Here is a 22525-nt window from a genome sequence, read left to right on the forward strand (position 1 = left end):
CATCTCTCCCTTGTCCCCAACCTGTGATTGTCGCGTCGGTTAAACGGTGCCCGCGCACTCGTGATCCGATGCTTGTCGAGGAGCATGCGCCATGGCACGTAACTGGAAAGATCTGGGCGAAGTACTCTCGGGCCGCGACCTCGCAGAGGGTGAGCGGGTCACCTTGAATGTGTTCGACAAGTCGCTCAAGACCCTGCTCGAACAGATCACCTTCCGCCCCAGCCGCCAGCAGACCGCTCAGAAGGTCTGGGCGGCGGATTTCTGCCGGGAGATCAACACCCGTTCGGCCCTGGTTCGCGCTGGCCTGGAAACCGCCAGCGGCGAGTGGGAGGTGCTCGAAAGCAGCTACCTGAATCACTTCTGGAACATCACCTCGCGGGAGCTGCAACTGGTTGCCACGCTGCCGCGGCAGATCAACTGGAGCAGCGACGAGCGGGTGGCGCTGCACTCGACCAAGACCCTGTCGTCCACCAACACCAGCATTCGCGTGCAGGTGCGCAGCGCTACCGGGGAACTGCTGGAAACCATCAACTTCACACCCAGCGCCGGACGCCTGACTCCGGGCCTGTGGACCAAGGACCTGGCGATCCAGATCAACAACACCAGCCAGCTGGTGCGCGCCGGGCGCGAGAGCGGCAACCTGATCGAGCCCTATTGGGAAGGCAACTCGAACTACATCTGGATACCCAAGGACTCGGGCCTCTCGGTGAGCTGGAGCTTCAACGGCCTGCGCGAGGCGGGCAAGATCCTCTCTGATCGCGCCGCACTGGACCAGGAGCAGATCTCCCTGCATGTGTTCGACGACATCGCCGATCGGCCACTGGACCGCATCACCCTGATCGCCCGGACAGACAAGAACCGTTTGAAGCAGGAGCAATGGCCGGCGGACCTGGCCAAGCAGATCAATGCGTCATCCAGCCATGCCCGGGCGGGCGCGGGCAGCACCGCCAGCTACACGCCGAAAGACGACGCCAGCAGCAACCTGATCTTCGAGCGTTACGCCGAGCTGCGTACCTTTACCACCGCGCTGCATCTGGATAACTGGGTCCAGGGCGCCACCCTGGAAGCCAAGGCCGATCTGACAGCGGCCCAGCGCATCGTGGTCATGGTGTCGACGACCAAGAAGGGCAACTTCTGCGAAGAACTGACCTTCACCCCCGATCCGGCCCGGCTCAAGGCGGCGCAGTGGGCCAAGGACCTGGCCGCGCACCTGAACCAGCACAGCCGCTACCTCAAGGCCGGGGTCAAGGACACCACGAAGAAGACCATCGCGCCCAAGGAGGACGCCAAGGCCAACCTGGTCTGGCTGCCCAAGGACTCGGGGCTGAAGGTGAGCTGGGAAACCAGCGAACTGAAGGAGATCGGCTACCTGTCGCTGGAGCGGGACATGGCCGGAAGCGAGACCTGCAAGGTGTTCGTGCTCAACGACACGACGGAGGAGATCCTGCGCGAGATCAACTTCAGGCCGGTGGACAAACGCAATGGCATGTACCAGGCCTCCAGGGACCTTGCTGTACGGATCAACAGCATGACCCAGCTGATCGCTGCTGGGGAGAAGGTCGCCGACGAAAAGCCCGCGCCTCTCGGCAGCGGTTACCGCAACAAACTGTGGGCTTGTGCCAAGAACGTCAGGGCCTTCACCACCCTGATGAGCCTGAAGAACTGGGACAAGGGCCAGCGAATCGGCCCGCGCGACCTGCGCGAGGACGAGCAGGTGGTGCTGATCGTCAAGGGCGGCAAGAGCGGGCGGATCTTCGAAAGCCTGCTGTTCAGGCCCATCCCGGGGCGTTTCTCGAAAACCCTCTGGCCCAAGGACTTTTGCAACCAGATCAATGCACGCTGCCGTTTCATCCGTGGCGGGCAGGAAAACACCACGACGCATCTGATGGAGCCGATGCACAAGCAGGATGCGAACTTCTTCTGGATTCCCAAGGGCTCGGGGCTGGTGGTCGAGTCGCAGATCATTTCCGGGATTCCCTACGATGTGCCGGGGATGACCAGTGAAACGAAGGAGCTGTTCGACAAGTACGCGGAGTCGCGCAAGCACATTTTCGTGGATACCCGGACCGGGCAGGCGGACCTGAATATCCCCGTCGCGGAGCTGTTCGCCGATGATGGCTTCACTCATCCGTTGAAGGTGAGCCTGTCATATGACGCCGAGGAGGGTGTTCACCTGCATCTGAACGGTGGGGTTCGTCATCTGCAGGACCACAACGTGATTACCTTGAGGAGTGGCAGGAGCCTTCAGGTTGACCTCGCCACGAAGTCATTCAATGGCGATGATTTCAGGCTGGATGTTCATTCAACGGAAGAGCGCAAGAACACTTTCGGTTATGACTTCACGGTCAACTACAAGGATGGGGTGCGTGAGGATTACACGTTCACTCAGGGGAAATTGTCCGGCAATGTAGTTGTTCGCTTGAAAAAAGTGATCCTGCCTTCCGGCAATGCCCTGGAACTCATATATGACCTGGGCCGGGTGACGGAGATAAAGAACGGCAGGGACACACTGGCCAGGTTCGAATGGTTCACAAAAATATTCATGTCGACGCCCAGGGTGGAAGTACCTACTGCGGAATTGAAGTCGATGGTCGTTTTTCCCAATGACAATGAGGCCAGGAAAACCTACACCTTCACCCAGAAACAGGAGGGCAGTCTGCAGACCGTCTTCGAACTCGACGGTTTCGGCGCTTCGGGAAAACAGTGCTGCACGGTCACGCAGGACCGCGAAGGGCGGCTGAGCAGTCTGCAGATCACCCAGCAACACGACTTCACCGAGAGCGGCAAGACCGTGACCGACAGCTTCGTGCACCGTGAAACACTGGCCTACACCGTCGACGGCAAGGTCGACCGGCATGTCATCGCCCTGGGTTTCGACGACCTGGTCCACGACTACACCTATGCCAGCGACAGCACCCGCCTCACCGGCTATTTCAGGACCCAACAGCCGAGAACCGCGTTCGTGCGCACCTATCGTTTCTCCGGCGGGCAGTCGTTCTTCGAAGAGTACGGCAGCGCAGCGGTACCCCTGTGCAGGCAATCCAGCCATGCGCTCGACCAGACCCAGAAGTGCCTGGTGTCGCAAAGCAAGAGTTGGGAGGGCGAGGTCGCCGTCGAGCAGCAGGGCCTGACGGTCGATGCCGTGGGCAACCCGGTCAGCCGTCGCGAGGACGATACGATCACCTACTGGACCTACTACAACAACTACCAGCAGTACAAGGTGACGGAAACCGCCAAGCGGGTGGAGGACTGGAGCTTCTTCGGCTTCCTGTTCAAGCTGGTCGACTACGTCAATCCCATCGGTCTCGGCTTCGTGATCGGCGGCTCGGGCGGCATGAGCTGGGGTACGCAGATAGATACCAAGGTCGAGATGTTGCCGGCGAAGAACGACTACGCCAAGGACGCCTTCAACCTGCCGGTGGCCATCACCCATACAGGCAGTCATCGGCCGCTTTCCAGTGATGTGGAGTCGGAACTGGTCTGTCAGCGCATCGATGGCAAGGAGGTGCCTCAGCGCCTGACCTTCTTCGGTTATGAAGTCGTCGACGACGTGCTGCGGCCGAGGCAGAAGCTGGTCATCCTCCAGCCCGACTGCACCCGGGTCAATGTTGTCGACCAGCAGCTGAAAGTTGCCCAGGCTGCCGCCAAGCAACTCACCGACAGCCTGAACAAGCAGATCAAGGCGACAAGTGGGGCCGAGCAGACCAGCTTCAAGCAAACGCTGTCAGACCTCGACCACAGCCTGAAGGAACAGAGCAAGGTCAATGGCGAGGGCTTCAAGCTGGGAAGCTGGAAGCCGGGGTCCATGTCGCTGGAGACCTTCGAGTATCACACCGACAGCAAGCTGCCGGGCTACGGCACCTTGAAGTCGGTGGAAACGGTGTTGCTGGATGACCAGGGCAAGACCATCGAAACCTCGCGCCGCAAGACCAGCTTCGAGTACAGCGTGGACGCCAAGGACAGCCGCCGCCTGACCATCAAGACCACTATCTCCCGCACTGGCGCCACCAGCGTCGAGTCCAGCCAGACGCGCTCGCGCAACACCGGCAGGTTGTTGGAAAGCACCGACAGCGAAGGCGTCAAAACCGTGTGGAGCCATGACCCGCAGGGCAATCTGAAAAGCGAGAAGGTCAGCCAGGGCACCACCACCCTGCGGGAAACCACTGTCACCGTGGACCGGGGGCCGGTGTTTGTCTACGACATGGTCGAGGATGGCAGCACCACCCGTATGGTCCGCGACATGCTGGGCCGCAAGCAGTCTCTGAAAATGAAAAGCGCCAGCACCTGGCTGGAGTTGCACAGTTGGACCTACGATCCGCAAGGCCGTATCGCCACCCAACAGGAAACCGACTACGGCAAGGACAACAAGAAGGCCGCACAGCGCCGGACCACATGGAGCTACGACGAACTGACCGGGGCAGTTACCCAGGCCCATGTGCTCAAGGGCGCCGATGGCAAGGACCTGAAGAAAAGCACCCAGGTCCGCACTCCGAGCGTGCGCGGCGCGCGTGTTGTCCAGGGCAACTTCACCAGCACTTGCCAGTTCGATGTCGAAAAAAAGACGCTCACCGAGCACTACGTGACGTCCGGCAGCGGCGCCTGCAGGATCGAACGCAAGCTTGGCATCGAAGGGCTGCTGAAGTCAGTGCGCTACCTTGTGGTCGACGCGTCCGGCAAGGAAAGCGAACACGACAGGATCGACTACAGCTACGACGCCCATGGCCAGTTAAGCAAGGTGGCGCCCAGACTGGGGGCAGCATCGACCTACAGCCACGACAGCGCCGGTCGCCTGTTGAGCACCAGCCGTGATGGTGTAGTGCTCAGCAACACCTATGACCCCGCCAGCCTCGCTGCCGTAGCCAAGGAAAGTCATGTCAAGGCCGGCAGCGGTAGCGCGCTGAGCCTGGGAACGCAGACCGTGGACCTGTTCGGAAGGGCCAGCAGCCAGAGCGTCAACGGCTGCAAAACCGAGTTCAGCTACACCGGCGCATCCACCTGCGCGACGTTGAAGACGCCGGGCACGACGCCCACGGCATTGACCGGCTACAGCAGCTCGATGGACAAGGCCAAGCGCAGCCATGTCCAGACCCTGGACAAGCAGAGCTCGACCCTGGTCTTCACCACCGGCGGCCGGGTCCAGACCTTCACCGACCTGACCGGCACGGTCACCACCTACGAATACGATTTCTTCGACCGGGTGGTCGGCTCCAGCAACGACCAGTGCGTCTGCACCTTCACCTATGCCGACAACGGCCTTCTGGCCAGCGAAAGCATCAAGGCGCTGAAGGCCGGCAACCTGACCATGAAGGTCAGCTACAGCTACGACGCCCTGGGGCAGGAAACCCGCCGCGTCTTCACCTGCGAGGGGATCGAGACCCTGACCCTGGAGCGGACCCTGCTGGCGGACGGGCGGTTGGGCAAGAGCACGCTGAAGTCAGCGAAGACGGCGGCAGGCAAGGTGACGGAGAAGGAACTTTGCAGTGACAGCTATGAATACGATGCATCCCTGCGCTTGAAGAAATGGACCGACAGTCGCCGCAGCGCAGACATCAACCGCATCTGGGACACCTGGGTCTACGATGCGCTGGGCAACATCACCAAAATGCAGGACTCGAAGGCTATGGTCCGTTATTCGGGCACGTTCTCCTACGATGCCGCGAAGCTGGGGCAGGTGACCGACTACGTGGGTGTCCTGGTCGATGACCTGCCGGTGAAAGCCCCCATCGAATGTCACCCGACCCATGATGACGCAGGACGCCTGACTTCCAGCGGCGATCGCAAGCTGGCCTACCACGGCAACGGGCAGGTCAAGAGCTGTTCACTCGACGGCAACAAGACCCAGTACAGCTTCAGCTACGACAGCGAGGGGCGGGTGCGCGGCGGCAGCATTGGCAAGCTGAGCGACACCTATCACTACCGTGGCGAGCGCGTCTACGCCCTGGTGCAGGGCGATGAAGCCAAGAGCCAGGGCTTCGCCAAGCGCACCCTGGTGCTGCGCAACGACAGCCAGGCCTGCCTGATGCAGGATGCCATCAGTGACGACAAGACCAGCCGCTCCTTCGAGTTGCGCGATGCCAATGGCTCGGTCATCGCCAGCATCGATCTGGAGACGAAAGCCATCACCCATTTCCGCTACCGGCCCTATGGCGAGCGGTTCGAAGGAGAAAAAGCGACGAGCTGGCTTGGCTTCAAGGGCGAACCGCTGAATCGCGTGGGGCTCTACCACCTGGGCAATGGCTACCGCCTGTACGACCCGGTCTGGGGGCGCTTCCTGGCTCCCGACGACTGCAGCCCCTTCGGCGTCGGCGGTGCCGCAGCCTATGTGTTCGGCAACGGCGACCCCGTCAACCACGCCGACCCTAGTGGTCATCAGGTCATCGCGCAATACCAGCGCTGGGGCGCCAGCCCGGTGACGACCAGCACGGCATTTCGCGTGACCGTGGGAGCGATAGGATTGTTGATGGCACCCTTTAGCGCAGGTACCTCGATACTGCTGGCCGTGGCGACCACGACCCTGGCGGCGCTGACGTTCTCGTTCGACATCGCGGCGCTGATCATCGAGAAGAGCGATCCGCAACTGTCCCGCACGCTGGAAGCCTGGGGCAAGGTATTCGGCATGTTCGGCGCGTTCGGCGGGATCGCCGCGAGCTTCCGAAGCATGGGGAACTTTCCGAAGCTTGGCTCGCTGCTCAAAACCCGCGGCGGTCCTCAGTGTGCCCTGACTTATCCGGTCAAGTGGCCGATAACCGCCAGTGAGCTGCGGGTGGCCCAGCAGGTGCGCAGCAACGCGCTGGCTCAACTGATCCAGGGCGCCGATGACGCCAAGGCTGCGGGTACCTACGAGGCGTTCAAGGCTCGGTATTTCAATCCTGAAGGCAGTGTTGCCAATGGCGTCACCTTGAGCATCCCGACTGCTTCGGGCGTGACGGGAAGCATCAAGAACCTGTTCAAGGGTGGGTTCGACGATTCGCTTGTCGGTTACCTAGGCGCCATTCTGGACTGGTATTCCGGTCCCGTCGTGGCGTTTGAGATGGCGCACCCCAAGCAAGTGAGCCAGACCGACTCGGTCTCGATCGTCGCAGGACCGATGCCAGGCCGCGAGAAGCTGTTCCCCTGACCTTGCCTGCCACCCAGGGGCCTCGCGCCCCTGGGTGACAATTCCTCAGGCCCGCTGCCGCGCCAGCGTCATCGCCGTATCCTCGATCATGTCCTCCTGCCCGCCGACCATCCCGCGCCGACCCATCTCCACCAGGATCTCCCGTGCCGACACGCCGTACTTCTTCTCCGCGCGCTTGGCGAACAGCAGGAACGAGCCGTAGACCCCGGCAAAACCCATGGTCAGGGCGTCGCGGTCGCTGCGGATGGGGAAGTCCATGATCGGCACCACCAGGTCCTCGGCCACGTCCTGGATCTGGAACAGGTTGACCCCGGTGTCGATGCCCATGCGCTCGCACACCGCCACCAGTACCTCCATCGGCGTATTGCCGGCCCCGGCGCCGAGCCCGGCACAGGCGGCATCGATGCGCGTGGCGCCGGCGCCGATGGCGGCGATGGAGTTGGCCACGCCCATGGACAGGTTGTGGTGGCCGTGGAAGCCGATCTCGGTCTCCGGCTTCAGCGCCGCGCGCAGGGTGGCGACGCGCACGGCGACGTCCTCCGGCAGCAGGTAGCCGGCCGAGTCGGTCAGGTAGATGCAGTGGGCGCCGTAGCTTTCCATCAGCCGGCCTTGCTCGGCCAGGCCCTGGGGGCTGTTCATATGGGCCATCATCAGGAAGCCGACGGTGTCCATGCCCAGCTTGCGCGCCTGGCTGATGTGCTGCTCGCTGACATCGGCCTCGGTGCAGTGGGTGGCCACGCGCAGGGTCGAGACCCCCAGTTCGTGGGCCATGCGCAGGTGATCGACGGTGCCGATGCCGGGCAGCAGCAAGGCCGAGACCCGGGCCTGCTTCATCAAGGGAATCACCGCCGCCAGGTATTGCTCGTCGCTATGGGCGGGGAAGCCGTAGTTCACCGAGCTGCCGCCCAGGCCATCGCCGTGGGTGACCTCGATCAGCGGCACCCCGGCGGCGTCCAGGCCGCAGGCGATGTCCTGCATCTGCTGCAGGCTGATCTGATGGCGCTTGGGGTGCATGCCGTCGCGCAGGCACATGTCGTGAACGGTGATGCGTTGGCCGCGAAGGTCCATGGTCGACTCCTTAAACGTGGGCGGGCTGGCCGGTGACCGGGCGCGGCTGCAGCTCGCCCTTGAGGATGGCCTCGGCGTACATCTCGGCGGTACGCGCGGCGGCGGCGGTCATGATGTCGAGGTTGCCGGCGTACTTGGGCAGGTAGTCGCCCAGGCCTTCCACCTCCATGAACACCGACACCCGCTTGCCGTCGAACACCGGGCCGTTGACCAGGCGGTAGCCGGGCACGTAGCGCTGCACTTCGGCGATCATCGCGTCGATGGCGCGGCGGATGGCGTCCTGGTCCGGCTCGTCGGCCGTCAGGCAGTGCACGGTGTCGCGCATGATCAGCGGTGGCTCGGCAGGGTTGATGACGATGATCGCCTTGCCTTGCCTGGCCCCGCCGACCTGCTCGATGGCGCTGGCGGTGGTGCGGGTGAACTCGTCGATGTTCTTGCGCGTGCCCGGGCCCACGGATTTCGAGGCGGCGGTGGCGATGATCTCGGCGTAGTCCACCGGCTGCACGCTGGCGACGGCGGCCACCAGCGGGATGGTGGCCTGGCCGCCGCAGGTGACCATGTTGACGTTCATCGCGCCGAGGCCGAGGTTGGCCTTGAGGTTCACCGGGGGTACGCAGTACGGGCCGATGGCTGCCGGGGTCAGGTCGATCATCAGCACGCTCAGTTCGTTGAGCTTGCGGCTGTTCTCGGCGTGAACGTAGGCGGAAGTGGCGTCGAAGGCGATCTGGATGCGGTCTTCGAGGACATGCGGGAGCAGGCCGTCGACGCCGTCGGCGGTGGTCTTCAGGCCCAGCTCGCGGGCCCGCGCCAGGCCTTCGGAGGTGGCGTCGATGCCGACCATCCACACCGGCTCCAGCACCTCGCTGCGCTTGAGCTTGTAGAGCAGGTCGGTGCCGATGTTGCCCGGCCCGATCAGCGCACAGCGGATCTTCTTGTTCATGCTCGGTTACTCCGGAAAAGTGCTGTGCTCAGGGCACGAAACGCAGGCTGGACTGGCCCAGCCCGCTCATGGAAAGGCTGATGCGGTCGCCCGGGCCCACCGGTACCAGGGGGGCGAGGGCGCCGGAGAGGATGATTTCGCCGCGGCGGAACGGAATGCCCAGCTCGCCCAGGGTGTTGGCCAGCCAGGCCACTGCCGCACAGGGATGACCCTGCACCGCCGAGCCCAGGCCGCTGCCGGCGGGCTCGCCGTTCTTCAGCAGGTGCATCTCGACCCGGGCCAGGTCCAGCTCGCGCGGGTCGACGCGCTGCGTGCCGAGGGCGAACACGCCGCAGGAGGCGTTGTCGGCCACGGTGTCCTGGATGCGGATCTTCCAGGCGTCGATGCGTGAATCGACGATCTCGAAACAGGGCACCACCGCCTCGCTGGCGGCCAGCACGTCGCCGGCGGTGATGCCCGGGCCTTGCAGGTCTTCGCCGAGGATGAAGGCGATCTCGCCTTCGGCGCGGGGCTGGATCAGGTTGTAGCGGGCCAGGCTGACTTCGCTGGCGTCGGCTACCTGCATGGCGTCGGTGAGAAAACCGAAGTCCGGCTGGTGCACGTCGAGCATTTCCTGCACGGCACGGCTGGTGACGCCGATCTTCTTGCCTACCACGCGCTCGCCCAGGGCTTCGCGGCGTTGCAGGAAACGCAGGGAGATGCGGTAGGCGTCGTCCAGGGTGATATGCGGGTAGCGCTCGCTGAGCGGGGCGAGGGTCTTGCGGCTGCGCAGGGCGTGGAACAGCTCGGCGCCGAGGGCATCGATCAGGGTGGCGTCCATGGGATACGGGCTCTTGCTGGGAAAAAAACGGCCGGTCCCAACGGGTTCGCAAGGTTGCCGGCCAAAGGTGAGAAGCGAGTGTCAGCCGACCCACACGGTGGAGTCGGCGCCGCCGTCGACGTCGATGATCTTGCCGCTGACCCAGGCCGAGGCGGGGCTGGCCAGGTACAGCGCGGCGGCGGCGATGTCTTCCGGGGTGCCGAGGCATTTCAGCGGTGTGTTGGCCTCCATGCTCTGGCGCATGGCCGCCGGCATGACCCCGGCGAGGGCGTCGGTCAGGGTCGGGCCGGGGGCGACCGCGTTGACCCGCACCTGCGGGGCGAAGTCCTGGGCCAGCAGGCGGGTCAGGTGGCTGAGGGCGGCCTTGGCGCTGCCGTAGGCGCTGAAATGGCGCTGCGAGTAGCGCGCGGCCACCGAGCTTACGTTGACGATATTGCCGCCGCCGGCCTCGCGCATCAGCGGGACGGAGAGCTGGCAGAAGGCGTAGGCGGTGGAGACGTTGAAGCGCAGGATCTCGTCGAACTGCTCCGGCGACATCTGCAACGGATCGTTGGGGCCACCGCCGCCGACGTTGTTGACCAGGTGGGTGAGGCGGCCCATGTGTTCGCGGCTCTGTTCGACCAGGGCCCGGCGTTGCTGGCTGTCGGTGACGTCGCAAGCGATGGCCAGGGCCCGTCGGCCACGGGCGCGGACTTCCTCGGCGACGGCCTCGACCTCGGCCAGGGAACGGGCGGAACAGACCACATCGGCGCCGGCGTCGGCATAGGCCAGGGCGATTGCCCGGCCGATACCGCGGCCGCTGCCGGTGACGAGGGCGACACTGCCGTCGAGGTGGAAGCGTTCGAGGATGCTCATGGGGGTGTCCTTGGTCCGTTGGGCGTTGGACCACTATGGCCGGGCGGGGGCGGGTGGGGCATCGTCTCAATGGACTAGCCGTCCGGGCTGTGGTGTGGCTGGTGGCCTCATCGCTGGCAAGCCCCCCACAAGGCGCGCGTCGCTCTTTCAACCTCTGGTTTCTCAACTTCGCTGAGGCGTGTAGATACCCCTGCATCGATGAGGCCGTTGCAGCAAACGCCCTAGTCCGCTTTGACGATGATTCCCCCCACCACCGCCCCGATGATTCTCCCCAGCCTGCAACCGAATCCGGAGAATCCGACGATGTACAGCACCCGCGACAAGAACGAAGAAGAAATCGAGCTGCTCGAACGCGCCCGGCGCCTGGTGCCGTTGCTCAAGGAGCGCGCCGCCCAGGCCGAACGCGACCAGCGGGTGCCGGATGAAAGCATCATCGAGCTGCAGGCCGCAGGCCTCTTGCGCGCCCTGCAACCCCGCGCCTTCGGCGGCTACGAAGTGGACCCGCGAACCTTCTTCGAGATCCAGATGACCCTCGCCGAGGGCTGCATGTCCACCGCCTGGATCTACGGCGTGATGGGCGTCCACCCCTGGCAACTGGCGCGCTATCCGATCGAGGCACAACGCGAGGTCTGGGCCAATGACCACGGCGCGCTGATCGCGTCTACCTACATGCCGGCGGCCAAGGTCAGCGTGGTCGAGGGCGGCTACCGCATCAGCGGGCGCTGGGGCTTCTCCAGCGGCAGCGAGCACTGCCAGTGGGTGTTCCTCGGCGGCATCCTCCCGGCCGACGGCGATTTCGCCAGCGAACACGGTACCTTCCTCCTGCCACGCAGCGACTACACCATCGAACGCAACTGGGACGTCCTCGGCCTGCGCGGCACCGGCAGCCACGACATCGTCGTCGACGATGTCTTCGTCCCGGCCCACCGCGTGCAGCGCACCAACAACTGGCGCATCGAGGCCACCCCGGGTCGCCTGGTCAACACCAACCCGATCTACGCCATTCCCTTCGCCCAGGTATTCTCCCGCGCCGTGTCCACCTCGGCCATCGGTGCCTTGCAAGGAGCGATCAACGAGTTCCGTGCCAACGCCGCCGCGCATATCGGCAAGCACGGCGCCCGCACCGCCGACGATCCGGTGGCGCAGATCGCCGTGGCCGAGGCGGCCATCACCGTCGACGCCCTGAGGCTGGTGCTGGAACGCAACTACGAGCACCTGATGAGCCTGGCCCGCAACGGCGAATACCCGGACACCGAGACCCGCCTGCTGTACCGCTACCAGTCGTCCTACGTGACCAATGTCTGCGCCGACCGGGTCAACGACCTGCTGCGCAGCATGGCTGCTTCCGGTCTGTACAACAGCAACCCGGTGGCGCGGATCTTCCGTGACCTGCACCAGGCCCGCGGGCATATCGCCAACAACTTCATGGCCTACGGGCGCAGCTTCGGCGCGGTGCAACTGGGCCTGCCCAACCCGGACCCGTTCGTCTGAGCCCATCCGCCTGCCGGTGTCGCCGCGGGCAGGCCGCACCGAGTACCGAACCATGAATGACTATCTTGCCCTGCGCGTGGCGCGGGTGATCGAGGAAACCGCCGATGCCCGTTCGCTGGTGTTCGAGGTGCCCGAGCATCTCGCCGAGCGCTTTCGCTATCGACCGGGCCAGTTCCTGACCCTGCGCGTGCCCTTCGAGGGCGGCTGGCTGCCGCGCTGCTATTCGCTGTCGAGCACGCCGCTGCTGGACGAACCGCTGCGGGTGACGGTCAAGCGCGTGCGCGATGGCCGTGCGTCCAACTGGCTGTGCGAGGACCTGCAGGAAGGCCAGCAGCTGGACGTGCTGCCGCCAGCGGGCGTGTTCGTCCCGCGCTCGCTGGACGACGACCTGCTGCTGTTCGGCGGCGGCAGTGGCGTGACCCCGGTGCTGTCGATCCTGCGCTCGGCGCTGCTGGCCGGGCAGGGCCGGATCCTGCTGGTGTACGCCAACCGCGACGAACGCTCGGTGATCTTCCGTGACGAGCTGCGCCAGCTGGCCAGCGCCCATCCCCGGCGCCTGCAGGTGATCCACTGGCTGGATGCGATCCAGGGCGTGCCGTCCAGTGCGCAACTGGCCGAACTGGCACGGCCCTTCGTCGATGCCCAGGCCTTCATCTGCGGCCCGGGGCCGTTCATGGACGCTGCGGTGGACGCGCTGAAGAGCCTCGGCATGCCCCATGGCCGGGTCCATGTCGAACGCTTCGTGTCCCTGCCGGGCGAAGGCGACGTATTGCCCCAGGTGGCCAGCGAGGCGGCGGTGGCCGCGCAACTGGCCGTACGCCTCGACGGCGAGGACCACGTGCTGCCCGTCGACAGCGGCGAAACCGTGCTCGACGCCCTCCACCGCGCCGGCCTCAATCCGCCCAGCGCCTGCCGCGTCGGTGGCTGCGCCTCGTGCATGTGCACCCTGGAAAGCGGCGAGGTCGAGTTGCTGATCAACGACGCCCTGGACGCCGATGAGCTGGCCGAAGGCTGGATCCTTGCCTGCCAGGCCGTGCCCACCAGCGCGCAACTGCGTATCCGCTTCCCCGAATGATGAACGAGCCCATGATCGATCCGAGCCTGAATCACACCGAAGTGCCCGGCAGCATCGCCCGCCTGCTGTTTGCCAGCGCCCGCCGTTTCGCCGGACATGCCGCTATCGAGGAAGATGGCCAGCGCCTGGACTACGCCGATCTGCCCGAGCAGGTCATGACCATCACCCGTGGCCTGATGGCCCTGGGCATCCAGGCCGGCGACCGGGTCGGCCTGTGGGCGCCGAACAGCCGCCAGTGGATCCTCGCCGCGCTGGGCATCCACTGTGCCGGCGCCGTGCTGGTGCCGGTGAACACGCGGATGAAGGGCCAGGAGGCCGCCGATATCCTCGAACGCAGCGGTTGCCGCGTGCTGTTCGTGCAGCGCCGCTTTCTCGATGTCGACTATGTCGAGTTGCTGCAGCCGCACCGGCCGGCCAGCCTGGAGCACCAGGTGATCCTCGATGCCGACAGCGCCACTGACACCCGTGACCTCGGCTACCGCCAGTTCCTCACCGGCGCCCTGACCATCGAGAAACTCACTGCCGAGCGCCGTGCCCTGTCCATCGGGCCCGAGGCGATGTGCGACCTGCTGTTCACCTCCGGCACCACCGGCAAGCCCAAGGGCGTGATGAGCGCCCACGGCCAGAACCTGCGGGCGTTCAGCGAGTATGTGAAGGTGATCGGCCTGGGCCCCGGGGACCGCTACCTGATCGTCAATCCGTTCTTCCATGCCTTCGGCTACAAGGCCGGCTGGCTGACCTGCCTGATCGCCGGGGCGACCATCCTGCCCCATGCGGTGTTCGATGCCGAGGCGGTGTTCCAGCGCATCGCCCGCGAGCGCATCAGCGTGCTGCCGGGGGCGCCGACCCTGTACCTGTCGCTGCTGTCCCATCCGCGCCTGGCGCAGACCGACCTGTCCAGCCTGCGCATCGCCGTCACCGGCTCGGCGAGCATCCCGCCGAGCCTGATCGAGCGCATGCGCAACGAGCTGGGCTTCAGCGTGGTCACCACCGCCTACGGCCTGACCGAATGCGGCGGTCTGGCGACCATCTGCGACCCGGAAGACTCTGCAGAAATCATCGCCGGGACCAGCGGTCGCCCGCTGCCGGGCACCGAAGTGAGCATCCGCGATCCGCACAACCATGCCTTGCCTGGCGGTGAAACCGGGGAAATCTGCCTGCGCGGCTTCCACGTCATGGGCGGTTACTTCGAGAACCCCGAGGCCACCGCCGAGGCCATCGACGCCGACGGCTGGCTGCACACCGGCGACGTCGGTCGCCTCGACGGGCACGGCAACCTGGTGATCACCGACCGCCTCAAGGACATGTACATCGTCGGCGGTTTCAACTGCTACCCGGCGGAGATCGAGGCGGCGCTCATCGCCCATCCGGCCATTGCCCAGGTCGCGGTGATCGGCATTCCCGACGCGCGCATGGGCGAGGTGGGCTGCGCCTGCGTGGTGCTGCGCGAAGGACGGGCGCTGGAGGAGGGCGAGCTGATCGCCTGGAGCCGCGAGCGCATGGCCAACTACAAGGTACCGCGGCGGGTGCGGCTGTTCGCGGCCTTGCCCCTGAACGCATCGAGCAAGGTGGCGAAGAACGAACTGCGGGCCGTGGTGGCCAACGGCTGAGTTTCACCAAACGGACGATGTGCCCTTGCCAGCGCTGTTCCACTCTGCGCTGGCAAGTCCGGACAACAACAAGAAAGGAGAGGAGCATGTCATTGCATCATCGGATCGCCCGCCACACGCCGTTGGCCCTGGCCGTCACCCTGGCCAGTGGCACGGCCAGCGCCGGGCCGAGCTTCGAGCTAGGGGAAGACACCACCCTGGATACCTCGCTGACGGTCAACTACACCGCCTCGATGCGTACCGCCAAGCCCGCTCACCAGTACCTCGGTGACCTCAACAACGACGACGGCACGCGCAACTTCAAGCGCGGCGCGCTGATCAACAACCGCGTCAGCCTGTTCGGTGAACTGCTGCTCAAGCACGACAACCTCGGCGCGGTGCTGCGCGGCAGCCACTTCTACGACGACGTCTATCACCAGCGCAACGACAACGATTCGCCCGGGACGGTAAACAAGATCGGCCGCGCCGACGGTTTCAGCGACGATACCCGGCGCCTCAGCGGCAGCAAGGCGCGGCTGCTGGATGCCTATGTCTACGGCAACTTCGATGTCGGCGAGACCCAGTACCTCTCGGTCAAGGCCGGCCGCCACCTGGTGGCCTGGGGCGAGAGCCTGTTCTGGGCCAACATCAGCCAGGGCCAGGCCCCGGTGGACGCGACCAAGTTCAACGTGCCCGGCACCGAGGCCAAGGATTCCTACCTGCCGGTGGGGCAGGTCTCGGCGTCGTGGTCGCTGAACGAAGACCTGGCCCTGGTCGGCTACTACCAGTACGAGTGGGAAAAGACCCAGCTCAACCCGGTGGGCGACTACTTCGGCAGCGACACCTTCGGCCCCGGCGCCGAGTTCTATCGCCTTGCACCGGGGGTGATCGCCAACCTGCCGGACCAGAGCTTCACCGCCGTCAACTACGCCGGTGAGCTGAAACCGCGGGACAGCGGCCAGTGGGGCCTCGGCGTGCGCTACCGGATCACCGAGAACACCGAGGTCGGCCTGTTCCACTACCGCTATCACGAGCGCATCGGCTCGCTGTTCTTCGACTTCAGCGGCAGCACCCAGTACTCGTCGTTGCCGCGCCTGGCCCGGCACAGCACGGCGGATGCCGCGCCGCAGTACCGCCTCGGCTACTTCGAGGACGTCAAGCTCACCGGCATCAGCTTCAGTTCCAAGGTCGGCGATTCGGTGCAATACGCCGGCGACCTCAGCCTGCGCGACGGTGCCTCGGTATACCTGGACAACGGCGCGCCGACCCGCGGCAAGATCTGGCAGGGCAACCTCAACGCGTCGTACATCCTCGGCCCGAGCTTCCTGGCCCAGCAGACCACCTTCATGGGCGAGGTGGTGCACCAGCGCATCCAGGATGTCGACAAGCTCGTGGTGACGGGCGGCGGGCCTGGCGTGGACGGGGTCTACGACAACTTCGAATCGAAGACCCAGACCCGCGGCTCGACCCTGCTGGGCATCGGCGCCTACATGGACTACCCGTCCATCGCCAACGGCCTGGACCTGACCACCAAGGTGGTCTGGACGCAGAACGTCGATGGCAGCGCCTACCAGGGCCTTGGCCGTGACGAGAAGCGCCTGACCGTCGGCGGCGACTTCAAGTACCTGGGCAACTTCCAGGTCGGCCTGACCTACGTCGCCTACCTGAGTTCGCCGGATGTCGCCCAGGGGCGGCTGATGGCCGACCGTGACTACCTGTCGTTCAACGCCAAATACACCTTCTGAGGCAGACCGGCCGCGTCCTCCCGACGTGGCCGGATTCCTTGCCCATACCGTCGAGGCCTGTCATGCAATCCACCCAATCGCCTTTCAGCCCGGTCCGCATCGGCCCGCTGACCCTGAGAAACCGCTTTATCAAGGCCGCCACCAACGAGGGCATGAGCGCCGGCGGCGTACCGTCGAAGCAGCTGGCGCAACTGCACGGCAACCTTGCGGGCGGCGGCGTGGCCCTGACCACCGTGGCCTATTGCGCGGTGAGCAAGGATGGCCGCACCTTGCCCAACCAGTTGATCCTGGAACCGGCCAGCCTGCCGCACTTCAAGGCGCTGACCGATGCCGTGCACGCCAACGGTGGGCTGGCCAGCGCGCAGATCACCCATGGCGGCTGCTTCACCTTCATCCGCGAGCGTTCGACCAAGCGGCCGATGTCCGCCAGTGGCGGCTTCAACAAGATCGGCATGATGAGCGGCATGTTCTTCAAGCAGGCCATGACCGAGGCGGACATGCAGCAGGTGGTCTGCGACTTCGCCCAGGGCGCGCGCCTGGCCCGCGAGGCCGGCTTCGATGCGGTGGAGATCCACATGGGCCATGGCTACCTGCTCAGCCAGTTCATCTCGCCGCTGTACAACAAGCGTCGCGACCAATACGGCGGCAGCCTGGAAAACCGCCTGCGCTTCCCGCGCCGGGTGCTGCGCGCGGTGCTGGACGCGGTGGGGCAGGAGATGGCGGTGATCTGCAAGTACAGCATCACCGAGGGCACCCGCGCCGGGAACAGCTCGGACGACGGCGCCAGGATCGCGCGGATGCTGGAGGAGGAGGGCGCGCACCTGCTGGTGCTGAGTGCCGGGATGAACGCCGAGTCCATCACCACCATGTTCGGCTCGTCGTTCCCCAAGGAGAACCGCGTGCAGCAGAAGAACCCGGTGATCGCCCTGGCCATGGCCATCCAGCGCATGACCGACCCGGTGGTGCAATTCCGTGAGCTGTACCTGCTGGAACATGCGCGCAAGGTGCGCGCGGCGGTGCAGATGCCCCTGGCCTACCTCGGCGGGGCGCAGAGCCTGGCCAGTGTCGAGCAGGTGATGAGCGAAGGCTTCGAGCTGGTCGCCATGGGGCGGGCGCTGATCGCCGAACCGGGGTATGTGAACAAGCTGGCCAACGGCGAGGGGCGCAGCAACAAGTGCACGGCGTGCAATCGCTGCGTGGCGATGATGTATACGCCGGGGGGGACGTCGTGCGTGCTGGGCGAGCCGGGGGATGCGGCGTTGAATCGGGTGCCGGCGGCGGGGTAGGCGATGCTGTCGGTGTGGGGGCGGCTCAAGCCGTTCCCACGACCGTGTTGCTCACTTGAGCATCTGCCCCTTCCACAAACGCTCGAAATGCTCCCGGCGCTTCGAATCACTGTCGGTCATCTTGTTGATCACCCGCGTGATCTTGTCCACCACCTCGGGTTGCTCGCCCTGGTCGGCAATCTTGTGCATCCCGTTCACCAGCCAGAAATAAGCCGCCGAGCGTGCCGCGTACTTCATGCTCAATAGCAGGTCGGGCTGTTCGAGGAAGTCGTGACGGTCATCGGGCCATTGCGCCTGGTTGAGCTCGTGCCATTTCTGCAGGTCCTGGTAGTTGGCTTTTCCGGTCAGTTGCTTGAGCCCGCGTCCACGATATTTCCAGCCATCACCGCTGGCGGCCGGGCCGTTGTTCATCCGCCCGCCATAGGCGAAATTGGCGATCGCCTGGTAGTCCGTGCGGCACATGGCGCAGCCGTCCGCCTTCAGCCCACCTTGCTGGACCTTGTAGCCATGGGCGGCGGCCTTGTCCGGGTTGTCGCGGAAAAAGCGGTAGGTCTGCGTGAGACGGGTGGCGGAATAGTGGAAGCCTTCCTCGATCTTCAGGTGTTCGCCGGTTTCCTGGAGGATCTGGGCGAAGAAGTGGGTGCGCCGCAACGGTGTGTCGAGCTTGTAGAAGGCCAGGTGGGCATTGAGTTCGGCGGCGATCTCCGCCAGAGCTGCATGGCGCGGTTCGGGGACGCTGCGGAACAGCTGGCGCATCAGCGGGAGGGTGAAGACGAAGGTCGGGGCCACAGGTGCAGGAGCAACGGCCGGTGCCGGTGGCGCAACCACAGCCGGCTGCACCGGCGCGGCGGCAGGAGGGCGAACCTCCTTGTGTTTCTTTCGACTGGTCAGTTTACGCAGGAAACCGAACATGCCATCACCTTGTCATCATGGATGAAGGTGAACTTGAACCTTTCCTGCGCTCAAGGCAAGCACTGAAGTCGCGTCAACCTGCATTGAAGAAAGGCAGCAAGGTATTGGTGGATATCGAATATGTTGACGGCAAGGTAATTGTCCAGCGAGTTCGCTCTCTGCAAGGCATCCAGCTCTTCGATCCCCTCCTGTTTTCTCGTGGGGCTCGGGGAGCCGGGGATGCGGCGTTGAATCGGGTGCCGGTGGCGGGTTAGGTGAGAAGCGGCCGGCCGCTCACGCGGCGCTGCCGCGTAGCGAACAGATTCTGAGACTGCCGTAGAACCTGTGGGAGCTGGCTTGTCGGGGCGCCGAACCGCAGCGATTACGTCGGTGAATTCAACACTGCTATCGCGATGGTCGACGCGGTCAGGGTAGGAGCTGCGTTAGCTGCGAAGGAGCGCGCAGCGGTCCCGGATACTGTCTATCCAATGAGCCTGGAGAAATGCGGCAGATCGGGCACCGTGAATCCATGATGCGGCTTGTTAAGAGGCTCGTGCGGGATGGTGTTGGGACCGCTGCGCGCTCCTTCGCAGCTAACGCAGCTCCTACCTGGACTGCGCTGCGTGGGTAGTTTGTGTAGATACCTGGGGCTATCGCTGGCAAGCCAGCTCCCACAAGGTCCGCGTCGCTCAATAAATATTTGTTGAATCAGTTAGCTATGAAGTGCTCCGTTACGACCCGCTAGCCTCGACCCGGATCCGCTCACCACGACACTCACTGCGATCGCTGGCCCGGCTGGACAGAAACTCCTGGCCGATCACCCCCTTGATCGAGCGTTCCCCCTTGAAATCCTTAGGCAACGCCACCCGCACTTCCTTCAGGTATTCGCCGCTGCAGATCAGCAGCACGTTGTTCTGCACGGCCTTGCTGCCGAAGTCGTCGGCCAGGTGCTCGTAGAAGCGCGTCTTCGACACCTCGCCACCGGCGTTATCGCGGACATAGGTGCCGGCCGAGGAGTCGTTGAAGGACTTCACCAGGTCCACGGCGAAGCGGAAGTAGTCGTCATCGGCCATGGCCGTCTGGCACACCCCGTGTTTCTTCCACTCGTGATTGCCGAACTGGGTGCTGTAGCCGAAGTTCGGCATCCACGGCTTGATGTAGTCGACGGTGGCGGCGCTCAGGTCCAGTGCGGGGCCCTGGCACTTGCCATAGTCGATCCCGCATTCCTTGCGGTTCGGCCATAGCCCGTGGAGGGTGAAGTGGTTGACCGTCAGTTCGCCCTGTTTCATCGCCTGGCACTCCGGCTTGGCCGGGCCGCCGCGGTCGTGTTCGCAGAAACCGGGCTGCCAGGTCACCGCCAGGACGTGGCTATCGTACTGGTCGGGCATGCGGCAGACCTGGCTGCCGGCCTCGACGACCACCAGCCCGTCGACCTTGCCGCAGTCGGCGGCAATCCAGCGCAGGTCCTTCTTGCCGCGTCCGACATCGACCCGCACCCACTGGTACGGCTGGCGGTTGACCTCGGCGATGGCGAAGGCCTGCCCGGGCGTGACCGAGCGCTGGTCGGGGTTGGTCCTGTTCTTGAACGACTGGAAGGCTTCGCACTGCTGCGAAAGGGTGAAGGTGCCCGCGCTGGCGTCGACGGCGAGGGCGCTGTCGACATGCGACAGGGTGAAGAAACTGAGTGCGCAGATAATGGCCAGGCGATCCATGGCAATGTCCCTAGTGGCGGCTTTCGATGCGGCGGGAGATTACCCTAGTCGGCGCCGGATGGCGCCCGGAAAACCTGCCGGAAGCAGGCTGGCTGCTGCTTCCGTACAGCTGCGGCTCAACCGAAGCGCAGAAACTCCAGGCAACTGCGGTTGAACAGCTCCCGATGCTCCACCTGTACCCAGTGCCCGCACTGGTTGAGCACGATGAAGCGCGCCTGCTTCGCCCCGTCGATGATGCGCTGGGCACCGCCGACCGGGTTGAAGTTGTCGTTGCTGCCCCAGAACCCGAGGATCGGGCACTGGATCTCGCCGAGGCGGCTTTCCATGTTCGGCACCATCATCGTGCTGAACAGGTTCTTGGGCTGGGTCACCGCCACCGCCACGCGCTCCTGCAGCAGGTCTTCGGGAAGGATCGACGGGTCGAAAAGCTGCAGGCTCATCATGCTGCGCATTTCCGTCATGCCGATGGGCCCGGCATTGAACAGGCTGACCATGCGCACGATACCGGACATCTGGAAGTAGGTTTCCCGCTCCTCCACGCCACCCGGCGCCAGCAGTATCAGCTTCTCAACCTGTTGCGGATGACGCAGGGCCAGGCCGAGGGCAATGGCGCCGCCCAGGGAATTGCCGAGCAAGGTACAGCGCGAGACACCGATGCCTTCCAGGAACGCAGCGACGCAATCGACGAAGAAATCCAGGTTGTACTGTACGTCGTCCGGCTTGTCGGAACGACCGAAGCCGGGCAGGTCGAGGAGGATGTTGCGGTAGCCCGCGGCGACGAATGTCGGGTAGTTGCCCTTGAAGTTGCTGAAGCCGCTGGCCCCCGGGCCGCTGCCATGCAGCCAGAGCACCACGGGGCCGGTGCCTTCGTCCAGGTAATGCAGGCGCAGGCCGTTGGGCAGGCTCAGCCAGGCGCCGACGGGCAAGGGCAGGTCTACGGATTGATTCATGGAGTTACTCCTGGTCCGGGGATGGGGCGCAGACCGGCCGGGCGTGGTGGATGAGCGAAGGGGTAAGCCACGCCCGGCCCGAATGCGCCCAGGCATGCTCGGGGTTGTGGCGATGATCGACATCGTCCGTTCAGACCACATGTTCCTAGTCTCGTTGGACGATGTTCACCGCCCGGCCGCGCCTAATGATGCGGGGAGGGCCCGTGATCCGCGGGCCGTGTCGCACATCCAAGGAGAACGCTATGAAGTTGCAGAACAAGGTGGCCTTCGTCACCGGGGCCGGGCAGGGCATGGGCCAGGCCATCGTGCGCCGTTTCGTCGCCGAAGGCGCGAAGGTGGTAGCAGTGGACCTCAACGCCGAGACCCTCGCCGAGAGCCTGGCCGACCTGGGCGAAAACGTCCTGGCCCTGGCCTGCAACGTCGCCGACAGCGGGTCCGTGGCCGACGCCATGGGCCAGGTCGAGGCGCGCTTCGGCGGCCTCGATATCGTCGTCAACAACGCCGGCGTCGGCGCCCTCGACAGCTTCCTCGACACCCCGGACGAGAGCTGGGCGCGGGTGATCGGCGTCAACCTCGGCGGCACCTTCCTCTGCGCCCGTGAAGGTGCGCGGCTGATGGTCAAGGGCCAGCGCGCCGGGACCATCATCAACCTGTCCAGCACCGCTGCCCTGACCGGCGAAGGCCCGAGCCACTACTGCGCGTCGAAGGCGGCGGTGATGGGCCTGACCCGCGCCATCGCCCGCGAGCTGGCACCCAGCGGCATCCGCGTCAACACCCTGGTACCCGGTCCGACCAACACGCCGATGATGGCCGGGATTCCCGACGAGCACATGCAGGCCCTGCTGAAGAACGTGCCCCTGGGACGCATGTGCGAAACCGACGAGATCGCCCGGGTCGCGGTGTTCCTGGCCAGCGCGGACGCCAGTTTCATCACCGGACAGAACATCGCCGTCAATGGCGGCATGGCCTTTATCTGAGGAGTCGAC

The 22525-nt window shown here is 64.9% G+C and carries 15 protein-coding genes; 8 read left to right on the forward strand and 7 right to left on the reverse strand.

Translation table 11 applies throughout. The features are described 5' to 3' along the window. Positions 1-91 precede the first annotated feature (91 nt). Positions 92-7117 carry an RHS repeat-associated core domain-containing protein gene (locus V0R59_RS23660; RefSeq protein WP_330077642.1) on the forward strand — a complete coding sequence of 2342 codons (7026 nt, stop codon included), beginning with the start codon at positions 92-94 and terminating at the stop codon, positions 7115-7117. A 45-nt stretch (positions 7118-7162) separates the two neighbouring features. Here the strand turns inward: V0R59_RS23660 and dmpG are convergent, their stop codons facing one another. The 4 genes from dmpG to V0R59_RS23680 form a co-directional block, all read right to left on the reverse strand. Then, positions 7163-8185, reverse strand: coding sequence for a 4-hydroxy-2-oxovalerate aldolase (gene dmpG / locus V0R59_RS23665; RefSeq protein WP_330077641.1), 1023 nt, complete (start codon positions 8183-8185; stop codon positions 7163-7165). Between the two features lie 10 nt (positions 8186-8195). Beyond that, on the reverse strand, positions 8196-9125 hold the full coding sequence (locus tag V0R59_RS23670; RefSeq protein ID WP_330077640.1) for an acetaldehyde dehydrogenase (acetylating): 930 nt from the start codon (positions 9123-9125) through the stop codon (positions 8196-8198). A gap of 28 nt (positions 9126-9153) precedes the next feature. Further along, positions 9154-9945, reverse strand: coding sequence for a fumarylacetoacetate hydrolase family protein (locus V0R59_RS23675; protein WP_330077639.1), 792 nt, complete (start codon positions 9943-9945; stop codon positions 9154-9156). An 81-nt stretch (positions 9946-10026) separates the two neighbouring features. Further along, a complete protein-coding gene (locus V0R59_RS23680) occupies positions 10027-10800 on the reverse strand; it encodes a glucose 1-dehydrogenase (RefSeq protein ID WP_330077638.1) in 774 nt (257 codons plus the stop codon). Between the two features lie 303 nt (positions 10801-11103). Between V0R59_RS23680 and V0R59_RS23685 the strand changes: the two genes are divergently transcribed. From V0R59_RS23685 to V0R59_RS23705, 5 genes are all read left to right on the forward strand, one after another. Beyond that, positions 11104-12291 carry an acyl-CoA dehydrogenase family protein gene (locus tag V0R59_RS23685; RefSeq protein ID WP_330077637.1) on the forward strand — a complete coding sequence of 396 codons (1188 nt, stop codon included), beginning with the start codon at positions 11104-11106 and terminating at the stop codon, positions 12289-12291. Positions 12292-12343: 52 nt separating this feature from the next. Next, positions 12344-13366, forward strand: coding sequence for a ferredoxin--NADP reductase (locus V0R59_RS23690; RefSeq protein WP_330077636.1), 1023 nt, complete (start codon positions 12344-12346; stop codon positions 13364-13366). Between the two features lie 11 nt (positions 13367-13377). Further along, positions 13378-14976 (forward strand): FadD3 family acyl-CoA ligase, encoded by a 1599-nt coding sequence (locus V0R59_RS23695; RefSeq protein WP_330077635.1) that lies wholly within the window; start codon positions 13378-13380, stop codon positions 14974-14976. Positions 14977-15062: 86 nt separating this feature from the next. Then, entirely contained in the window at positions 15063-16700 is a 1638-nt protein-coding gene (locus tag V0R59_RS23700; protein WP_330077634.1) for a DUF1302 domain-containing protein, read from the forward strand. Positions 16701-16762: 62 nt separating this feature from the next. Continuing rightward, entirely contained in the window at positions 16763-17986 is a 1224-nt protein-coding gene (locus tag V0R59_RS23705; RefSeq protein WP_330077633.1) for an NADH:flavin oxidoreductase, read from the forward strand. Between the two features lie 51 nt (positions 17987-18037). Here V0R59_RS23705 and V0R59_RS23710 read toward each other — a convergent pair whose 3' ends face one another. Next, a complete protein-coding gene (locus tag V0R59_RS23710; protein WP_330077632.1) occupies positions 18038-18898 on the reverse strand; it encodes a glycoside hydrolase family 19 protein in 861 nt (286 codons plus the stop codon). Between the two features lie 17 nt (positions 18899-18915). On the opposite strand from V0R59_RS23710, the gene V0R59_RS23715 reads away from it, so the two are divergent. After that, entirely contained in the window at positions 18916-19152 is a 237-nt protein-coding gene (locus V0R59_RS23715) for a hypothetical protein (RefSeq protein ID WP_330077631.1), read from the forward strand. Between the two features lie 456 nt (positions 19153-19608). Here V0R59_RS23715 and V0R59_RS23720 read toward each other — a convergent pair whose 3' ends face one another. Continuing rightward, the gene (locus tag V0R59_RS23720; protein WP_330077630.1) at positions 19609-20589 is read right to left on the reverse strand and encodes a ribonuclease T2 family protein; all 981 of its coding nucleotides are present in this window, start codon (positions 20587-20589) and stop codon (positions 19609-19611) included. A gap of 116 nt (positions 20590-20705) precedes the next feature. Further along, positions 20706-21539: an alpha/beta fold hydrolase gene (locus V0R59_RS23725; protein ID WP_330077629.1), complete on the reverse strand. Its 834-nt coding sequence runs from the start codon at positions 21537-21539 to the stop codon at positions 20706-20708. Positions 21540-21781: 242 nt separating this feature from the next. Here V0R59_RS23725 and V0R59_RS23730 point away from each other — a divergent pair, with 242 nt between their 5' ends. Beyond that, complete coding sequence (locus V0R59_RS23730; protein ID WP_330077628.1) at positions 21782-22516, forward strand: SDR family NAD(P)-dependent oxidoreductase; 735 nt, start codon at positions 21782-21784, stop codon at positions 22514-22516. Positions 22517-22525 lie beyond the last annotated feature (9 nt).

The organism is Pseudomonas ulcerans (genome assembly GCF_036324125.1).
Taxonomy (GTDB): domain Bacteria; phylum Pseudomonadota; class Gammaproteobacteria; order Pseudomonadales; family Pseudomonadaceae; genus Aquipseudomonas; species Aquipseudomonas ulcerans.